Source organism: Burkholderia sp. Bp9140, assembly GCF_003853425.1.
In the GTDB taxonomy this organism is placed as follows: Bacteria; Pseudomonadota; Gammaproteobacteria; order Burkholderiales; family Burkholderiaceae; genus Burkholderia.
The window spans coordinates 21,463-38,979 of sequence record NZ_QTPQ01000006.1 but is presented as its reverse complement, the minus strand read 5'-3'; the positions used below and the strand labels follow the sequence as shown (position 1 = coordinate 38,979).

General features: G+C 64.7%; 17 protein-coding genes. 12 read left to right on the top strand and 5 right to left on the bottom strand.

What is annotated here, in order from left to right:
* Positions 1–3: 3 nt before the first annotated feature.
* On the top strand, positions 4–714 hold the full coding sequence (locus tag DIE21_RS07015; RefSeq protein ID WP_124497000.1) for a TetR/AcrR family transcriptional regulator: 711 nt from the start codon (positions 4–6) through the stop codon (positions 712–714).
* Positions 715–815: 101 nt separating this feature from the next.
* Here the strand turns inward: DIE21_RS07015 and DIE21_RS07010 are convergent, their stop codons facing one another.
* Positions 816–1,232 carry a VOC family protein gene (locus DIE21_RS07010; protein WP_124496999.1) on the bottom strand — a complete coding sequence of 139 codons (417 nt, stop codon included), beginning with the start codon at positions 1,230–1,232 and terminating at the stop codon, positions 816–818.
* A 348-nt stretch (positions 1,233–1,580) separates the two neighbouring features.
* Positions 1,581–2,105, bottom strand: a complete 525-nt coding sequence (locus tag DIE21_RS07005; protein ID WP_124496998.1) for a DMT family transporter — start codon at positions 2,103–2,105, stop codon at positions 1,581–1,583.
* A gap of 98 nt (positions 2,106–2,203) precedes the next feature.
* On the opposite strand from DIE21_RS07005, the gene DIE21_RS07000 reads away from it, so the two are divergent.
* From DIE21_RS07000 to DIE21_RS06980, 5 genes are all read left to right on the top strand, one after another.
* Positions 2,204–3,139 carry a LysR family transcriptional regulator gene (locus DIE21_RS07000; protein WP_124496997.1) on the top strand — a complete coding sequence of 312 codons (936 nt, stop codon included), beginning with the start codon at positions 2,204–2,206 and terminating at the stop codon, positions 3,137–3,139.
* Between the two features lie 161 nt (positions 3,140–3,300).
* Positions 3,301–3,705: a DoxX family protein gene (locus tag DIE21_RS06995; protein WP_124496996.1), complete on the top strand. Its 405-nt coding sequence runs from the start codon at positions 3,301–3,303 to the stop codon at positions 3,703–3,705.
* A 198-nt stretch (positions 3,706–3,903) separates the two neighbouring features.
* Complete coding sequence (locus DIE21_RS06990; protein WP_124496995.1) at positions 3,904–4,626, top strand: hypothetical protein; 723 nt, start codon at positions 3,904–3,906, stop codon at positions 4,624–4,626.
* Between the two features lie 1,038 nt (positions 4,627–5,664).
* Positions 5,665–5,919, top strand: coding sequence for a hypothetical protein (locus DIE21_RS06985; protein ID WP_124496994.1), 255 nt, complete (start codon positions 5,665–5,667; stop codon positions 5,917–5,919).
* A gap of 146 nt (positions 5,920–6,065) precedes the next feature.
* Positions 6,066–7,238, top strand: a complete 1,173-nt coding sequence (locus tag DIE21_RS06980; RefSeq protein ID WP_124496993.1) for a 4-hydroxybenzoate 3-monooxygenase — start codon at positions 6,066–6,068, stop codon at positions 7,236–7,238.
* Between the two features lie 79 nt (positions 7,239–7,317).
* On the opposite strand, the gene DIE21_RS06975 is transcribed toward DIE21_RS06980, so the two are convergent.
* A complete protein-coding gene (locus DIE21_RS06975) occupies positions 7,318–8,217 on the bottom strand; it encodes a helix-turn-helix domain-containing protein (RefSeq protein ID WP_124496992.1) in 900 nt (299 codons plus the stop codon).
* A 183-nt stretch (positions 8,218–8,400) separates the two neighbouring features.
* Here DIE21_RS06975 and DIE21_RS06970 point away from each other — a divergent pair, with 183 nt between their 5' ends.
* The 5 genes from DIE21_RS06970 to DIE21_RS06955 all read left to right on the top strand — a co-directional run bounded on the left by DIE21_RS06970 (position 8,401) and on the right by DIE21_RS06955 (position 13,128).
* The gene (locus tag DIE21_RS06970) at positions 8,401–9,237 is read left to right on the top strand and encodes an SDR family oxidoreductase (RefSeq protein ID WP_185640689.1); all 837 of its coding nucleotides are present in this window, start codon (positions 8,401–8,403) and stop codon (positions 9,235–9,237) included.
* A gap of 87 nt (positions 9,238–9,324) precedes the next feature.
* The gene (locus DIE21_RS06965) at positions 9,325–11,106 is read left to right on the top strand and encodes an FAD-dependent oxidoreductase (RefSeq protein ID WP_260432342.1); all 1,782 of its coding nucleotides are present in this window, start codon (positions 9,325–9,327) and stop codon (positions 11,104–11,106) included.
* 14 nt (positions 11,107–11,120) lie between these two features.
* Positions 11,121–11,462 (top strand): NIPSNAP family protein, encoded by a 342-nt coding sequence (locus DIE21_RS06960; RefSeq protein ID WP_124496990.1) that lies wholly within the window; start codon positions 11,121–11,123, stop codon positions 11,460–11,462.
* 37 nt (positions 11,463–11,499) lie between these two features.
* Positions 11,500–11,646, top strand: a complete 147-nt coding sequence (locus DIE21_RS37120) for a hypothetical protein (protein ID WP_185640690.1) — start codon at positions 11,500–11,502, stop codon at positions 11,644–11,646.
* A 108-nt stretch (positions 11,647–11,754) separates the two neighbouring features.
* Positions 11,755–13,128: an MFS transporter gene (locus DIE21_RS06955; protein ID WP_124496989.1), complete on the top strand. Its 1,374-nt coding sequence runs from the start codon at positions 11,755–11,757 to the stop codon at positions 13,126–13,128.
* A 133-nt stretch (positions 13,129–13,261) separates the two neighbouring features.
* On the opposite strand, the gene DIE21_RS06950 is transcribed toward DIE21_RS06955, so the two are convergent.
* On the bottom strand, positions 13,262–14,203 hold the full coding sequence (locus tag DIE21_RS06950) for a dihydrodipicolinate synthase family protein (RefSeq protein WP_012372215.1): 942 nt from the start codon (positions 14,201–14,203) through the stop codon (positions 13,262–13,264).
* Between the two features lie 588 nt (positions 14,204–14,791).
* Here DIE21_RS06950 and abaF point away from each other — a divergent pair.
* A complete protein-coding gene (gene abaF / locus DIE21_RS06945; RefSeq protein WP_124496988.1) occupies positions 14,792–16,171 on the top strand; it encodes a fosfomycin efflux MFS transporter AbaF in 1,380 nt (459 codons plus the stop codon).
* Between the two features lie 351 nt (positions 16,172–16,522).
* Here abaF and DIE21_RS06940 read toward each other — a convergent pair whose 3' ends face one another.
* Positions 16,523–17,485, bottom strand: a complete 963-nt coding sequence (locus tag DIE21_RS06940; protein WP_124496987.1) for an amidohydrolase — start codon at positions 17,483–17,485, stop codon at positions 16,523–16,525.
* Positions 17,486–17,517 lie beyond the last annotated feature (32 nt).

Sequence of the window (17,517 nt, the reverse complement as noted above, 5' to 3'; positions counted from 1 at the left end):
CCCATGAAAAAACGCCTCGAATCCGCTCCACGCGACATCTCCATGCCTGCCGACACGGCCGGGCCGGCCGACGCACGGGACGCGCACGGGCCCGCGCCCGTCGCCGGCGTGCGGCGGAAAAAGGCGCCGGAGCAGGTGCGTGCGCAGTTGCTGGACGCCGCGTCGGAGATCGCGACCCATCAAGGCGTGGCCGCGTTGACGCTCGACGCGGTCGCCGAGCGCGCGGGCGTGACGAAAGGCGCGCTGCAGTATCACTTCGCGAACAAGCAGGGCTTGCTCGATGCGCTGTTCGGGCAGGCGACCGAGCGCTTCGCGACGCAGATGGCCGCGCGCCGGGCGGCCGATCCGCACGGCGACGGCGCGGCGGCGCGCGCGTATCTGCATGCGGTGCTTGACACCGCGCAGCCGGCCGCGAGCACCGACGTGCTGCGCGTGCTGGTCGCGTCGATGATTACCGAGCAGGAGACGCGCACGCGCTGGTCGGTGCCGATGCGCGAGTGGACGCGGCCGGACCCGGTGCCGCTCGAGCAGGCGGCGACGCTGATGATCTGCCGGCTGGCGGCCGACGGGCTCTGGATCTCGGAACTGCTCGACAGCGTGGAGATGTCGGCCGAGCTGCGTGCGGAGATCGTCCGGCAGCTGGACCGGATGAGCGCGGGCGGACCGCCGGCGGGAAGGGGCAGGGGCAAGGGCACGCGCGGCCGGCGGGGCTGAGCGCGGTTTCGGCTGCCGAACACGGCTGTGTGGCTCCTTCGCACTCTACCGCTATCCCGATCTCGTACGGTATGTGCAGCGGTACCGGCATAGCGGCCGCTTCATTTCGTGAGTGCCGCGGCTTTCAGTTCGATCTGGTTTCCATCGGGATCAAAGCAATACAGTGACGACCCATCGCCCTCCGCGCCATAGCGCATCACGGCCTTGTCCGCGGTCAAGTCGAATGTCTCCAGATGGGCAAGTATTGCGTCTTCGTCGAAGGGCTCGATGCGCAAACAGAAATGATCCACGTTGCGCCGGCCAGATCCGGCGGCACCGCCACCGTTGCGCCCGATGGGCCCGTGGACATCGACGAGGTCGATCATCGAATTGCCGGCACGAAGATGGACCATGCCGAGATCATCTCGGCGTCGATCAACGCTGCAACCGAGAACGCTTTCGTAGAACGCGATGCTGCGCTCCACGTCATTTACGCGAAGCACGATATGGTCAATATGTTTGACTTCAAATGGACTCATTCAATCCTCCAAATGATTCAGGTTGGTTTGAAGACACCATTGCCTGTTCGGTCGAGTGCGTGCCGGTGAATATCGCTAGCGCGCCCCTCAGCCGAAAAGCAGATTCTGCGTGGCCAATACGCCGCTGGTTTAGCGGTTTGTCGACGAGCACTCGATTCACGCCATCGATTCGTCTTCAGCAAAGTCGGAACACGGACCAGACGATCGCAACTGCCGCCGCCACGGACGCGATATCCGGCAGCGCGATTCGGATACCGGCCAATGGAGCGACAAGACAAACAATGCTTGCCAGCGCTATCGCGTATGTCACCCCGTGGAGCGCCAACAAAAGCCACCGCCATTGGGATTTCACCGATCGTTTCCGCGACTATCGGCGGTGGCGTCCGGCAAGGGCGCCGAGGAGGCCTTGCCGGTCGACTGGACGACCAGGATTCCGATTGCAATCAAGCCGACACCGGTGATTCGCGCCAACGTCATCGGCTTCGGCTCCAGGCCCATCAGCCCGAAATGATCGATCAGGGTCGAAGCGAGCATCTGACCTGCGATGACACCGACGATGAATCCACCTGCTCCGAGCTTGGGCGGAAGAATCACTGCGCCAGCAATATAGACGGCCCCGGCAATCCCGCCGAGCCATAGCCACGGCGGGCGATGGCCCGCCGCACCGAGGGCCGGCAAAGGCGTCTTCATTGCGAGTACGGTGGCGACGATCACGATCAGGCTTGTCAATAGTGACGCCATCGCGGCCCATAGCGGATTGCCCAGGGTTCGACCGAGTGCCGCGTTGCTGGCGGCCTGAAACGGAACGACTGCGCCTGCGGCCAACGCAAATGCAAACGGAATCGCCGTCATGACAGCAGGTCGATCAATCATCGAAATGGGCTCCCGGCCGGTGACAACGTGATACGCACAGCGTCGTTCATCTGCTAGATTTATGGAAATTCCTTAATTGCACGTGCTGTATTCGCGCCATGGATGAACTTCGCCGGATCGACCTCAACTCGCTGCTTACCCTGCATGCGCTGCTGACGGAAAAGCACGTTACGCGGGCCGCGCTACGGCTGCACAAGAGCCAGCCGGCCGTCAGCCATGCCCTGTCCCAGTTGCGGGAAAGATTCGACGATCCATTGCTGGTCCGCCGTCAAGGCCGCATGGAACTGACGGCACGTGCGCAGCAGATCATCGAACCCCTCGACGATGCACTCGGCAATCTGAATGCATTGCTGGCGACACCGATGTTCGATCCCGCGCTTGCGCGAAACCGCTTTCGTCTCGCGCTGTCGGACTACGCGTCACACCTGCTGCTTCCTGGCTTGACGAGGCATGTCCGGTCCGTCGCTCCGGGTGTCGACCTTGGCGTCAGCCAGGGCAGCCGGGAAGCCATGCTCGCGCAATTGCTTGACGGCGAGATCGATCTCGCGCTCGGTATTTTTCCCGAGCGTCCGCCGGAAATACAGGTCGAGGATCTGTTCGGAGAAGGCTTCGTGTGCGTGGCGGACAGCGTTACGCTGCCGCCGAGCCGGAACCTGTCGTTCGACGACTGGCTGAGCCGCCCGCATGTCATGCTGGCGCTGCGCCCCGATGCAGTCGACGAGATCGACCGAACCCTGGCCGCCAAGGGTATCAAGCGACATATCGCGGTGGCGCTTCCTCACTGGAGCGTGGCGCCGAAGCTGATCGCAGGCACCGATCTGATACTGACGATCGCGAGCCACGCGCTGCGCACCATGCCTGACATGGACGCGCTGCACGCCTTCAGGCCACCGCTGGCTCTGCCCAGGTTTTCCTATCAACAGGCCTGGCATGTCCGGCGAGATACCGATCCCGCACATCGCTGGCTGCGATCCGTCATTCTCGAATGCGGGGCGCGTTATAAAACGAACCCGTATCAAGACCTGCTCGCATAAAAGTATGCGTCGTTGCACTGGCAGCGCGGCAACCCGCTATCCGCTATCCGCTATCCGCTATCCGCTATCCGCTATCCGCTATCCGCGGTGTTCGTCGATCATGCATGCCAAGAATAGTTCTGGTGCACCGAAACGATTTCCATAATCCATTTGGATAATCGATGATTCCGCCATCGCAACTGCATTTGATGGGGGACATCATGTTCGATTCTGACCTGCTGGCCCATGTCGGGTATGTTCTGCTCGGCCTGTTCTATGTTGCCAATGGCGTGGTGCACTTCAAGCATTTCCGCGAGTTGTCCGATGCCATGTCCGCACGACGCATTCCGCTTCCGGGAATCAGCCTCGCGCTCGGCTCGAGCTTTCAAATCATCGCCGGTATTGCGTTGGCCCTGCAGGCGGACGTTCGTCTCTCCGCGCTCGGGCTCGCTGCATTCACGATCGCGGCATCGTTCATCTTCCTGGATTTCTGGAGCAGAACCGGCGCGGCACGCACCGCTGCCATCAGCACGTGGCAGACCAACCTGGCGCTGACCGGTGCGTTAGTGATCATCGGCATGCACTGAGGTTCCGAAGTACGTCAACAGCGTTTCATTGTGCAATTAAATACGTATTCCTGATTAATTGATGTGTCAACCGATTGAGAGCGACATGCCGCGACAGGCGTTCGAATCGTGCATGTCGCTAGCAATCGTCCATATGCGAGCGAAAGCCGGTTTTTGTCAGCTCGTCTTCCAAGCAAGGCTCTGATAGGAGAGTGAGAAATGAACTACGTGAAACTGCAATTCAGCGACGGCCGTCCCGACGTCGAGGGTATCGAGAGCGTCAATGCAATTCTGCGCCCGGTCGGTGTGCGTGCCAGTACCGTGGCCATCCCGGAAGCGGCAAAGCCCATCCTTGAAGCGTCGGTTGACCGCGCAATCAGCGAAGACGAGCAGAGCAGGCTGATTGCGCTCTTCAACCTCCATCGCGGCGACCTGCTGGAGCAGATTCAGCTCGCCGGTCGCACGCCCGAGATGCGCCGCGGCGGGTTTTTGGGAACGCGCGAAGGGGATACGGCGCCCTACCCGAAGGTATACGACATGAAAGCGCTGACGTCCGAGATGCGGACTTGGGTGCTGAACCGTTACGGTCGTCTTCACGTCAATACGGCGGAAGACGGGATTGGAATCGACGAGGTGATGACGGTCGTTTCGGGTGGTCCGTTCACATGGGTGTTCGTCCTGCCTGACGGCGTGCTCGCTCGATTGACCGTTTTCGCTATCGATCCCGATGGGCGGGCCGTGCGACTCAGCTATCCCGGCCTGGGCATGCATGCTGGCTATATGGATCCGCCGCAGGGTGTGATCGTCGCATTCGCGCATGGTCCCGAAAGGTTCGTCATCCGCTTCGAGGAACCCAGCGTCCCGCGCGCGGAACTGTTGAACACGAATGCCTGGGTGGACTTCTCGGGTGATACGCCAAAACTGCGCGACAGGGTCAACTAAATCCCCGGCAACAGCAAAGAAGGCTGCGGAGATCGGTACCTGCCGATTCCGCTGACCGGCACCTTCACACTGGCGACGCACGTAAATCTTCAGCGGAACGTTCAGGCCTCGATCGGTGCGGAGCTGTTCGAGAGGCGGGGCCACCGGCTCCCGTTGACCGCCAATGGAGCCGTGTTGCGGCGTGCGGTGTCAGCCGCATCGGAGGGCATCGCGGATGGGGTTCGACAGATCGCGGCGGCATCGGCAGAACGCCCGTCCGCCGCGAACCTGACTGTCTCCGTCCCGCCCACGTTCGGCGTGTGCTGGCTGGCAACCCGGCTGTTTGCATTCATGGCGGAGAACCGGCACATCAAGCTGCATGTGCTGACGATCCGCGCACCGAACGCGTCGACTGGCGCAGGACGGATGTGGCCGCGGTGTATGGCAATCCGCCCTGGCCCGGCTTCTGGTCCCAACCCATGCACGGTGTCGAAATGACGCTGTATGCAGCCCGCAGCTGCTGCGTGGGCCGCATGCGATCCGCAAGCCGTCGGATATCGTCCACTATCGATTGCTTCATGAAGACGACGGGACGCAATGGCGACAGTGGCGGCTATCCGCGGGCGTTCCGTATCCCGCCGATGCCGATGTCTACTTCGACGACTTTGGCATCGTGCTGTACCTCGGCACCCCCCGTTCCCCGGTTGCCGCGCGCGTCGCCGCATCGTGCACGCCGGCATGTCGTGCGAATGCGGTGCGATCGATTCTGGCAAGCATCCTCAATTTTGATGATGCCGTCGCGACGCGGAGTGTCTACGATCGGCAACGGAGTGAGGCCGCGGACGAGGCGTGCGCTGCACGACGGTGAAATCGCATCGGCTGCGCCGTGCGACATTGATCCGACGATACGAACAAAATCGTCGCGCGTGTCGGCGATTGCCTGACACACGACGCGCGTACCGTGACGGGAAAAGAGGACGACGTGTCGGGCGAAAAGTCCATGCGACGACACACCGACGACGACAGGCCGGATGCCGTGTTACGGGGAGTGGCAATCACATGCTGACGAGAGACTATGTGGAGCGCGAGCTCTCTCATATCGAGAGAATGGTCGCGCTGCTGGAAAGCGATGCGGGTACCGGCGCTGCGGCGATGCCGTACGCGATGCGCGTGAGTCGTCCTGGTTACTGGCGCGAACGGATCGAAGCGCTGCTGGCGATCCCCGGCATGCCGCGCCACGTGCCGATACTCGGCAACGCACTGCTCGCGAAGATCGACGGGATGGAGTCGCGGCCGGCGACGACGAAGTCCTGACCGGGCGAATGCGCGCCGCACCTGGCCTGACGCGCACGTCCCGCCTTTATCCATTATCGAGATAGTCCATATTCCGGATATCGCGTTGCGGGATAGCACGTGCCGCCGCCACACTTGCGCAAAATCAATTCCACCCGGAGACATTCATGCGTACGCAAGTCGGCATCATCGGCGCGGGGCCCGCGGGCCTGCTGCTTTCCCATCTTCTTCATCTGCGCGGCATCGAGTCGGTCGTCCTCGAGACGCGCGGACGCGAACAGATCGAATCCACCATTCGCGCCGGCGTGCTCGAGCAGGGCACGATGGACGTGCTGGCCGAATCGGGCGTCGGCGACCGGATGAAAGCGGAAGGCGCGCTGCATCACGGCTTCGAGCTGGCGTTCGAAGGCAAGCGCCGCCGCATCGATCTGACCGGGCTGACCGGCAAGGCGATTACCGTCTACGCGCAGCACGAGGTGCTGAAGGATCTCGTGGCCGCGCGCGTCGCGACCGGCGGCGCGCTGTACTTCAACGTGTCCGGGACGACGATCTCCGGCATCGATACCGACGCGCCGTCGATCCGCTTCGTGCACGACGGCGTCGAACAGACGCTCGACTGCGATTTCGTGATCGGCTGCGACGGCTCGCAGGGCGTGTCGCGCACGATGATCCCCGCCGCATTGCGGCAGGACTACGAGCGGGTCTTTCCGTTCGGCTGGTTCGGCATCCTCGTCGAAGCGCCGCCGTCGTCGGACGAGCTGATCTATGCACGCCACGAACGCGGCTTCGCGCTCGTCAGCACGCGCTCGCCGAACGTGCAGCGCATGTATTTCCAGTGCGACCCGAAGGATTCAGTCGACAACTGGTCCGACGATCGCATCTGGGCGGAGATGCATGCGCGCGTCGACTCCGCGGACGGCCAGCAGGTCGTGGAAGGGCGGATCTTCCAGAAGAACATCGTCGGCATGCGCAGCTTCGTGTCGACGACGATGCAGCACGGCCGCCTGTTCCTCGCCGGCGATGCCGCGCATATCGTGCCGCCGACCGGCGCGAAGGGCCTCAACCTGGCCGTGTCGGACGTGCGCATCCTGACGTCCGCATTGCAGGCGTTCTATGACGAAGACAGCACCGACCTGCTCGACGCGTACAGCGAAACCGCGCTGCGCCGGATCTGGCGCGCCGAACACTTCTCGTACTGGATGACGCGCATGATGCACCGCCTCGACGACGCGTCGCCGTTCGAGCAGCGTTTGCAGGTCGCGGAGCTCGAGCATGTGACGACGTCGCGCCCGGCGGCGATGGCGATGGCCGAAAACTACGTCGGCGCAGTCGCGGTCTGACGCGGCGCGACGGAGTCGGCGTTCCCGGTCGCGGCATCCATGCGCCGCGACCGGCTCCGCCGTGCGAAACCGGTCTGGCTTACGACGGGCCCGGCATCAGGTCGCGATGGGCCGATTCCCGGAACTCGCCCGGCGTCAGGCCGGTCTGCTTGCGGAAATAGCGGCTGAAATACGCGCTGTCCGCAAAGCCCATCTCGTGCGCGATCTGCTTCACGCTCAGGTTCGAATAAACGAGATCGCGCTGCGCTTCGCGAATCAGATGCGCATTGACGACGGCCGTCGTCGAGATCCCCAACTCCTCCCGGCAGACGCGCGCAAGCTGCGCGGCCGTCACGCCGAGCCGGTCCGCATAGAATTCCACCGGTCGATGCTCGCGAAAATGTGTGTCGATCAACTCGCGAAAACGCCGCAGCAACCTGCCGCGCCGGTCGGTGCCGGCATGCGACGGTGCCGCCGCGAGATCGCTCACGCGCGCGACGTGAACGACCAGCGCCACCAGCAACGCCATCCCGGCCGCGCCGCGGCCGCGTGACGTGCTGCGGAACTCCTGTTCGAGCAACGCGAACAGCGGCATCAGCATCGCCACGCTCGCGTCCGACCCCTTGACCGGAATCACCGCCGCACGTTGCAGGATCGACAGCGCACCCGGTGCGGCCGTCTTGACCAGCGTTTCCAGCGCGCGCTGCACGACCGTGATCACGAGACCGTCGATCTGCGGCGAGAACTCGAACGCATGAACCGTCTGCGCGGGCAGCAGCACGAGGCACGGCGGCGTGAACGTGTGCTTCTCGCTCTCGATCACGACGTGCCCGTGCCCGCCCCGGATGTACAAAATCTGCAATAGCGCATCGTGACGGTGCGCGGCGATATGCCAGTCGTTCGGCCGGCTGCGCTCCGGTATCCATTCGAAGTTGAACGCGTCGTACCAAGGCGGACGAGCCGATTCGCCATACAGATCGTAGTTAGGGATTCTCCTCATGCCGCGCGGCCTCCTGTGTACAAATTGTCCTGTTGCTTGCGGCGTTTGTCCAATTTTCGCGCGATGCGCGCTTCTATACTTTTCTCATCGACGTAGCGCTTGCAATTAACACATCGCGCGACGTTCGGGCAGCGTGTACCGGATCGATCCGGACATTTCCAGTCTATTTAAAAAGGATAACTAATGATATCGCAAGCAGATCATCAGCAGCAGGACTGGCTTCGTCTCGACGGGCAGGTGTGTGTCGTGACGGGGGCGGCGGGCGGCATCGGCACGTCGATCGTGGAAGCGTTCGTGGCCGCCGGTGCGCGGGTCGCCCTGCTCGACCGCGACGCGGACAAGACCATTGCGCTCGCCGAGCGGCTGCGTCCGAGCGGCGGCGACGTCGTCGCAATCGGGTGCGATATCGGCGACGCCGCCAGCGTGACCCAGGCCGCCGAACGCGTGGAACGCGATCTCGGCCCGGCCGACGTGCTCGTGAACAACGCGGGCCTGTTGCGTGCGGGCGGCATCGAGACCATCGGCCTCGACGCATGGAACGCGATGCTGCAGGTCAACCTCACCGGCTACATGCTGTGCTCGCAAGCGTTCGGGCGCGCGATGCTCGCGCGCGGCTCGGGCTCGCTGGTGCATGTCGCGTCCATTGCGGCCCGCTACCCGCAGACGCATAGCGGCGCGTACAGCGCGAGCAAGGCGGCGGTCGCGATGCTCGCGCGGCAACTGGCGGCGGAGTGGGGGCCGCGCGGCATCCGCAGCAATACCGTGTGCCCCGGGATGATTCGCACGCCGCTGTCCGAGTCGTTCTATGCGAGCGGCGACATCGAGGCGCGCCGCAGCGCGATGACCGCGAGCCGCCGCATCGGCCGGCCCGACGACATCGCGAACGTCGTCGCCTTTCTGGCCAGTCCGCGTGCCGCGTATGTGAACGGCGCGGAACTGGTGGTCGACGGCGGACTCGACGCGATGCTGATGGATCTCGTGCCGCGGCCGGGCTTCGAGGCCGGTGCCGGCGCCAGCTGATTCAACGACGGTGCCGCGCTGCATGCAGGCTCGCCGTGTCAGGCGATGCGGCCGCGCGGTGATTCCATATGGATGGAGGAAGACATGATGAACGATCAGCAGCGCTCGAAGCACGTCACGTGCGACCTGCTCGTGATCGGATCGGGAGCGGGCGGCCTGTCCACCGCCATTACCGCGCGCAAGGCCGGCCTCGACGTGATCGTCGTCGAGAAGGAGGCGTGCTTCGGCGGCACGACCGCGTTTTCCGGCGGCGTGCTGTGGATACCCGGCAATCGCCATGCAAGCGCAAACGGCGTACGGGATACGCGCGATGCGGCGCGCACGTATTTGCGCGGTGAAACGGGCGCATGTCACGACGATGCCGCGATCGAGGCGTTCCTCGAGCACGGCCCGCGCATGCTCGACTTCTTCGAGCGGGAAACCGACGTGAAATTCGTCCCGACGCTGTATCCCGACTATCACCCGAACGTGCCGGGCGGGGTCGACATCGGCCGCTCGGTCGTCGCCGCGCCGTACGATGCGCGGCGGCTCGGGCGCAATCTCGAGCGCCTGCGTCCGCCGTTGAAGACGATCACGTTCATCGGGATGATGTTCAATTCGTCGAATGCGGACCTGAAGCACTTCTTCAACGCGACGCGCTCGCTCAAGTCGGCGTGGTACGTGACGAAGCGGCTTGCCGCGCATCTGAAGGATCTCGCGCTGTACCGGCGCGGCGTGCAGGTCACGAGCGGCAACGCGCTCGCCGCACGGCTCGCGAAGTCCGCGCTGGACCTCGGGATCCCGATCCTGACCGACACGCCCGCACGCGAGCTCGTCACGGAAGGCGCACGCATCGTCGGCGCGACGGTCGGGGCGGACGGTGCGACGTATCGCATTACCGCGCACCGTGCGGTCGTGCTGGCGAGCGGCGGCTTCTCGCACGACGTCGCGCGAATCGCGCGTGCATACCCGCACGTTGCGCGCGGCGGCGAGCATGTGTCGCCCGTCCCGACCGGCAACACCGGCGACGGCGCGACATTCGCCGAGCGGGCCGGCGGCCGCGTGGAGATGCGCTATCCGCAACCGGCCGCATGGATGCCCGTTTCGCGCGTGCCGCTCGGCGACGGCCGCTTCGGTGTGTTCCCGCATCTGCTCGATCGCTACAAGCCGGGTGTCATCGGCGTGACGCGTCGCGGCGTGCGCTTCACGAACGAATCGAATTCATATCACGACGTCGGCGCCGCGATGATCGAGGCATGCCGCGACGACACCGAGACGGCGATGTGGCTGGTGTGCGACCACGCGACGATCCGCAAGTACGGGCTCGGCTTTGCGAAGCCCGCACCTGTGCCGCTCGGGCCGCTGCTGCGCCACGGCTATCTCGTGAAGGGCCGCACGCTGGCGGAACTCGCGCAGCGGGCCGGCATCGATGCGGCGAATCTGGAGGCGACCGTGCGGCGCTACAACCACGACGCCGCGCGCGGCGAGGATCCCGAGTTCGGCCGCGGCACGACGTCGTTCAACCGCTATCTCGGCGACGCCGACCATCGTCCGAATCCGTGCGTGGCGCCGCTCGGCGACGGGCCGTATTACGCGCTGAAGGTCGTGATGGGCGATCTCGGCACCTTCGACGGAATCCGGACCAACGCGGTCGGGCAGGTGCTGGCCGCCGACGACCGGCCGGTCGCCGGCCTGTATGCGGTCGGCAACGATCGCGCCAGCATCATGGGCGGCAACTACCCGGGCGCCGGGATCACGCTCGGTCCGATCATGACGTTCGGCTACCTGAGCGCGCGCCATATCGCGGGTCTTGTCGACCAGACCGGCCTCCCCGAACCGACGCCGCGCGCTGCCGCGGCGCATCGCGTCGACACGCGCGCGACCGCCTGAACCCGGAGCAGACCATGACACCCTCGAAAGCATTCATCGACCATCGCATCTATACGATCCGCCCGCGCGGCATGGCGGAGTTCATCGAGATCTTCGACCGGCTCGCGATGCCGATCCAGGTGAAGTATCTCGGTGCGCCCGTCGGCTTCTACATGAGCGACATCGGCGCACTGAACCAGGTCGTGCATCTGTGGGGCTACGACAGCATCGCCGACTACGACGCGCGGCGCACGGCGCGCGATGCCGATCCGGACTGGCCCGCGTATCTGCAGGCGTCCGGCCATCTGATCGTCGCGCAGGAGAGCCGCATCATCCGCCGCGTCGCGTTCCCGAGCCTTGCGTACCTGACGCGCTGAGCATGACGATGACCACTCGATCGCCGGCCAGGGCGGCATGCCGACGCGCAATGCGTACGGTGCGGCGAAGGCCGCGATCGTGTTCCTCGCATCGGACGCGGCGAGCTGCGTCACCGGCACCGTGCTGAACGTCGACGGCGGCTGGGTGGCCTATGGCGCGGCGGATTCACCGCCCGGCGGCTGACCTGCGCCGCGCATCCGAAACCGCTTCACAACGAAACATGACCATGGAGATGTCCGCGCGCATGCGGCGCATCAGCGCTGCCGTGCGCCCGGACCGAAGGAGACACAGATGAAAACCCAACCGCGTACGCTCGACGTGCAGTCGTTCATCGACGCCGAGCGCTTTTCCCCTTGCCAGTGGCTGATCCTGATCCTGTGCTTTCTGGTCGTGGCCGCCGACGGCTACGACACGGCCGCGATCGGCTTCATCGCGCCCGCGCTGACGCACGACTGGGGCATCGCGCGCAGCGCGCTCGGCCCGGTGATGAGCGCGGCGCTGGCCGGGCTCGGTATCGGCGCGCTCGCCGCCGGCCCCTGCGCGGACCGGCTCGGCCGCAAGACGGTGCTCGTGCTGTCGGTTGCCTGCTTCGGCGCGTGGAGCATGGTGTCCGCGCATGCGCAGTCGATCGAGGCATTGACCGCATTGCGCTTCCTGACCGGGCTCGGTCTCGGCGCGGCGATGCCGAACGCCGTCACGCTGATGTCGGAATATGCGCCCGCCCGGATCCGCGGCGTGGCCGTCAACGCGATGTTCTGCGGCTTCTCGTGCGGGCTCGCGACGGGCGGCGTCACGTCGGCATGGCTGATTCCGCATTTCGGCTGGCAAAGCGTGCTGACCGCCGGCGGCATCGGGCCGATCGTTCTGGCGGCGGCGCTCGTGATGCTGCTGCCCGAGTCCGCTCAGTATCTCGCGGCACGCCCGGGCACGCATGCGCGCATCGCACGAATCCTCGCGCGGATCGCGCCGGGCGGGCGCTTCGACGACTGCACGTTCGCGGCCGCCGGCGCGCGCCCGCAAGCGGGCGGGGCGTCCGCGCTCGCGCAGGTGCTGTCCGCGCAGTTTCGCTCGCGCACGCTGATGCTGTGGGCGGCCTACTTCATGGGGCTGCTGATCTATTACCTGCTGACCAACTGGATGCCGACGCTGTTTCGCGACGCGGGCTTCAGCGCCGAGGGCGGCGCACTGATGACGTCGCTGTTCCCGCTGGGCGGCGTGCTCGGCAACCTCGGCGTCGGTTGGCTGATGGATCGCTTCAATCCGAACCGGACGATCGTGTGTGCGTACGTCGTCGCAGCGCTGCTGGTGCTCGTGGTGAGCCGCACGATCGGACATGCCGCGTGGCTCGGCACGCTGATCTTCCTGTGCGGCACCGTGGTGACGAGCGCGGTGACGTCGATGTCGGCGTATGCGGCGAGCCTGTATCCGACGCGTTGCCGTGCGACGGGCGTGGCCTGGATGCTCGGCATCGGACGGATCGGCGGCGTGGCCGGCGCGTTCGCCGGCGCGATGCTGATGGGGCTCGGCTGGCGCTTCGGCGATGTGTTCAGCCTGCTTGCGGTGCCGGCGCTCGCCGCGGCCGGTGCGTTGTATGCAATCGGCCATTGCGGAACGGAGATCACTGAGCAGGAGCGCGCGAGCGGGGCGGCCATGCAGCAACACTGATGCGACAGGTGCCTGTCGAGTGTGCGCCGGCCCGCTGTTTCAGCGCGGGGCGCGGATAAACGAAAAGCCACGGAGCAATCCGTGGCTTTTCCGTTCCATCACGCAGCCGATTCACGGCCGCCAATCGCACAGCTTAGGCGATCGTCTTCGACCAGTTCGCGTACCAGTTGCGGAACAGCGTGTACTGCGCTTCCGCGTAGTTGCGCTGCGCGTCGCTCAGAGCATCGGTTTCGTTGAAGTGCAGCGTGTATTCCTTGTCGCCGTTCAGCACCATCAGGTGCTTGTAGAACAGGACCAGGTCGCAGCCTTCGTCGAACGACGACAGCACGGCCAGCGCCGCTTCCAGTTCCTTCGCACGCACGCGCGCCACGGCATCGCCTTGCGCGGCCTTCTTGCACAGGTCGACCAGTTGCAGCACTTCACGCGGCAGCGCGTTGCCGATGCCGGTGATCGCGCCGGCGGCGCCGCAGTTCACGAAGCCATGGAACACTTGCGTGTCGACGCCGGCCATCAGCGTCACGCTGTCGTCCTGCGACGTGATGTTCTCGGCTGCGTAGCGCATGTCGGCGGCGCCGCCGAATTCCTTGAAGCCGATCAGGTTCGGGTGCTGGCGGCGCAGTTCGAAGAACAGGTCCGCGCGGGTCGCGAAGCCGTAGTACGGGCTGTTGTAGATCACGGCCGGCAGGTTCGGCGCCGCGTTCAGGATCGCGGCGAAGTGGGCCTTCTGTGCGGCCGGCGACGCGCCGCGCGACAGCACGCGCGGGATCACCATCAGGCCGTGCGCGCCGACCTTCGCCGCATGCGCGGCGTGCGATACGGCTTCCTTCGAGTTCACCGCGCCGGTACCGACGATGGTCGGCACGCCGGCTTCGACCAGGCGCGCGACGCCTTCCTGGCGCTGTGCTTCGGTCAGCAGCGGCCAGTCGCCCATCGAGCCGCAGTACACCACCGCGCGCATGCCGAGTGCCACCAGCTCCTTGCCCTTTTTCACCAGCGCGTCGAAATCCGGCTGACGATCAGCGGTGCACGGAGTCATCAGGGCCGGAATGGTGCCGGTAAAAATGTTGTCGCTCATCTCGTTTCCTCACATTCAGATAGGGTCAACTGCCATTGCTGGCAACCTGGGCTGTACGCGCGCTCGCCGTCTCGCCGGTGCTTCATGTGATCCGGACGGCGGCTGGCCACCTCTTGTTTGCCTCGGTGCCGAAACGTGCCTCCGGTTTCGCCCGAGAGTCAGCCATCGACGAGTGCATTCTAGCCAGTCCGCATATTTTATACAATATAAAATAAAAAGGGCGTGACGCAGGTCGTCGTTCCGGGGTGCCGGGGAGGGCGGCGAACCGCGCCGCAGCGGCCTCCGGCGGGGATCGCAGACGATTCCCGCGCAGCCGGTCGATGCGCGTCCCGGCTCCGTCCGGCGGCCATCTGCGCCCGACCTGTCGCCCTCAAGCCCGTTCCCGCGGCACTTTCTTCTGACCAGAATCGCTCGCCCCGCAGGCTCCCGGCCCGGTCGGCAAACACCGCCCGGCGTATCGCATTTCCGCCGAAAGCATTTTTGAGATTGCATGGATTGTGTATTGGATATTGTATAAAATCTTTCGGCGCGCATGCTCGCGAACCGGCCCGTCAAGGGAAATGGAAGGCAACGAGAGGAGATACGGAGATGACAAGTCAGGTCGGCGAGGCAGTCTCGCCTGGTGGTGCGGCAGCCGTGCAGGACACGGCATCGAAACGGGAATTGAAGCGGGTCGTCGCGGCGTCGATGGTCGGGTCGGTGGCGGAGTGGTACGAGTTCTTCCTGTATGGAACGGCATCGGCGCTGGTGTTCGGCACGCACTTCTTCAAGAAGACGGGCAACCCGATCGACGGCCTGCTCGCCGCGTTCGCGCTGTATGCGGTGGGGTTCGCCGCGCGCCCGATTGGCGGGCTGGTGTTCGGCTACTACGGCGACAAGTTCGGCCGCAAGTATCTGCTGCAGGTCAGCCTGATCGTGGTCGGCATCACGACCTTCCTGATGGGCTGCCTGCCGACCTTCGATGCGATCGGCTACTGGGCGCCGGTGCTGCTGGTGTCGCTGCGCCTGATCCAGGGCTTTGCGTTCGGCGGCGAGTGGGGCGGCGCGATCCTGCTGGTCAGCGAGCATAGCCCGGACAACCGCCGCGGCTACTGGGCCAGCTGGCCGCAAGCCGGCGTGCCGGCCGGCAACCTGGTCGCGACCATCATCCTGCTGGTGCTGTCGAGCTCGCTGTCCGAGGCCGACTTCCTGTCATGGGGCTGGCGCGCGGCGTTCTGGTTCTCGGCGGTGGTCGTGCTGATCGGCTTCTGGATTCGCCGCAAGGTCGACGATGCGCCGATCTTCAAGGAGGCGCAGGCACGCCGCGAGCAGAAGCAGGAAAAGCAGCTCGGCGTGGCCCACGTGCTGAAGCATCACTGGCGGCAGGTGCTGATCGGCATCGGCGCGCGTTTCGCCGAGAACATCCTGTACTACATGGTCGTCACGTTCTCGCTGACGTACCTGAAGCTCGTCGTCGGTTTCGACACCACGCGGATCCTGAAGCTGATGTTCGCGGCCAACGCGATCCACTTCCTCTTCATCCCGCTGATGGGGCTGATGTCGGACCTCGTCGGCCGCAAGCCCGTGTACCTGACGGGGGCGGTGCTGACCGCCGGCTGGGGCTTCGTCGCGTTCCCGATGATGGACACCGGCAACGACTGGATCATCATGGCCGCGATCGTGCTCGGCCTGTTCATTGAATCGATGACCTACTCGCCGTATTCGGCGCTGATGACCGAGATGTTCCCGACCAACGTGCGCTACACCGCGCTGTCGCTGTGCTACCAGGTCGCGCCGCTGATGGCGGGCTCGCTCGCGCCGCTGATCGGGCTGTCGCTGCTCGAGCGGTATCACTCGTCGACGCCGATCGCGCTGTATCTGGTCGCCGCGGCTGTGATCTCGATCGTGTGCGTCGGGCTTGCGAAGGAGACGCGCGGCAAGTCGCTGCGTGAGGTCGATGCGGAGGCAAGCCGCCGGACGCACGCGTGATGCGGGCGTGATCGCAAAGGGGAAGCCACTCGAGAGGGTGGCTTTTTTGTGGTTCGTCGCCGGTTTTCGCGGAGCGCGGGGGAGGGCCGTCGGCGTTCGGCAAATAGTTGCCGTTCGCGAGGCGGACTTCGCTGTCATTTCAACGGCCGGTTGCCTTCGGAACCGGCCGAACGCGCGCCGGAAACGATGGGGCAGCAATTGCCTGAATCTCCATAGCCTGTCGGGTGCCCATCACCCATGGCACGAAACAAGCGCACCCGCTTAATGGAGCGAGGCGGCGGTTGGTCTGCGGTCGTTACATACGACTCCGATTGTGATTTAAGCAGGCATCGAAAGGACGCAAGCGCAAGCCTACGCGAATTGGTAGAGCGTAGCCGGGTTATCGACCCATACCTTGTTCCTCATCGTTTCGTCCGGGATGACGATCTTCAACAGATCAGCCAACAGCGCATCGTCCGGAATCCGGTGACGGGCCTGCTCGGTCGGGTGTGGCCAGTCGCTGCCCCACAATACGCGATCAGGGGCGATCGCTGCATAGGCCGATGCAACCTTGACGCTGTCTGCATAGGCGGGTGGCCCGACGCGCGTATCCATGTAAAAGCCGGTCAACTTGACATAGGCTTTGCCGTTCGTCAGGAGATTCGCCACCATTTCGAATGCGGGGTGATTCAGCGGATCCGGCTCGGGTACATGGGCAAGGTGATCGAAGACCACCGGACATGGCAGATCGAACCATATATCTTTGGCATCCAGAAGATAATCCGCCGGTGCGTTCACCTGAATATGCCAGCCCATCGGTCCCACTCGTTTCGCGAGAGGCTTGACCATATCCAGCGTTGTGGTCCCCGGTGGCGCGAGGTTGAAGCGGATTCCGCGAACGCCACCTTGATGAAGTTCGTCCAGCTGTGCGTCGGTCACACTCGTGTTGACGACCGCCACACCGCGCGCGCGACCGTTGAATCGTGCAATCGAGGCGAGCAACAGGCGGTTGTCGATGCCGTAGCTGGACGGCTGTATGACGACGTTGCGGCTTGTGCCGATGCGCTGCTGCAGCAGTCGATAATCGTCGACCGTTGCGCTTCCGGGCTTCAAGGTTGCCTCGGGTGCCCATGGATAGCCATGGTCATAAATGTGATGGTGGCAATCGGTTGCGTCGGCTGGCATTCTGATCCGGGTGCGTGTTGCCCCCGTTGACCACGGGACGTTCGCGGGAAGCGATTGTGCGCATCCGGCGATGCCCAATCCGCCACTCGAAGTAGCCAATGCGCCCAATGCAATGAGCGTCGTTCGCCGCTTCCTGTCAAACTCCGTCATGCCCGTCTCCTCTGCGATTCTGTTCGACCATC

Bases quoted from the DNA above. Each gene is read 5' to 3' on its own strand.
- DIE21_RS07015 (WP_124497000.1), top strand. From the start codon at position 4: ATGAAAAAACGCCTCGAATCCGCTCCACGCGACATCTCCATGCCTGCC.
- DIE21_RS07010 (WP_124496999.1), bottom strand. From the start codon at position 1,232: ATGAGTCCATTTGAAGTCAAACATATTGACCATATCGTGCTTCGCGTA.
- DIE21_RS07005 (WP_124496998.1), bottom strand. From the start codon at position 2,105: ATGATTGATCGACCTGCTGTCATGACGGCGATTCCGTTTGCATTTGCG.
- DIE21_RS07000 (WP_124496997.1), top strand. From the start codon at position 2,204: ATGGATGAACTTCGCCGGATCGACCTCAACTCGCTGCTTACCCTGCAT.
- DIE21_RS06995 (WP_124496996.1), top strand. From the start codon at position 3,301: ATGATTCCGCCATCGCAACTGCATTTGATGGGGGACATCATGTTCGAT.
- DIE21_RS06990 (WP_124496995.1), top strand. From the start codon at position 3,904: ATGAACTACGTGAAACTGCAATTCAGCGACGGCCGTCCCGACGTCGAG.
- DIE21_RS06985 (WP_124496994.1), top strand. From the start codon at position 5,665: ATGCTGACGAGAGACTATGTGGAGCGCGAGCTCTCTCATATCGAGAGA.
- DIE21_RS06980 (WP_124496993.1), top strand. From the start codon at position 6,066: ATGCGTACGCAAGTCGGCATCATCGGCGCGGGGCCCGCGGGCCTGCTG.
- DIE21_RS06975 (WP_124496992.1), bottom strand. From the start codon at position 8,217: ATGAGGAGAATCCCTAACTACGATCTGTATGGCGAATCGGCTCGTCCG.
- DIE21_RS06970 (WP_185640689.1), top strand. From the start codon at position 8,401: ATGATATCGCAAGCAGATCATCAGCAGCAGGACTGGCTTCGTCTCGAC.
- DIE21_RS06965 (WP_260432342.1), top strand. From the start codon at position 9,325: ATGAACGATCAGCAGCGCTCGAAGCACGTCACGTGCGACCTGCTCGTG.
- DIE21_RS06960 (WP_124496990.1), top strand. From the start codon at position 11,121: ATGACACCCTCGAAAGCATTCATCGACCATCGCATCTATACGATCCGC.
- DIE21_RS37120 (WP_185640690.1), top strand. From the start codon at position 11,500: ATGCCGACGCGCAATGCGTACGGTGCGGCGAAGGCCGCGATCGTGTTC.
- DIE21_RS06955 (WP_124496989.1), top strand. From the start codon at position 11,755: ATGAAAACCCAACCGCGTACGCTCGACGTGCAGTCGTTCATCGACGCC.
- DIE21_RS06950 (WP_012372215.1), bottom strand. From the start codon at position 14,203: ATGAGCGACAACATTTTTACCGGCACCATTCCGGCCCTGATGACTCCG.
- abaF (WP_124496988.1), top strand. From the start codon at position 14,792: ATGACAAGTCAGGTCGGCGAGGCAGTCTCGCCTGGTGGTGCGGCAGCC.
- DIE21_RS06940 (WP_124496987.1), bottom strand. From the start codon at position 17,485: ATGACGGAGTTTGACAGGAAGCGGCGAACGACGCTCATTGCATTGGGC.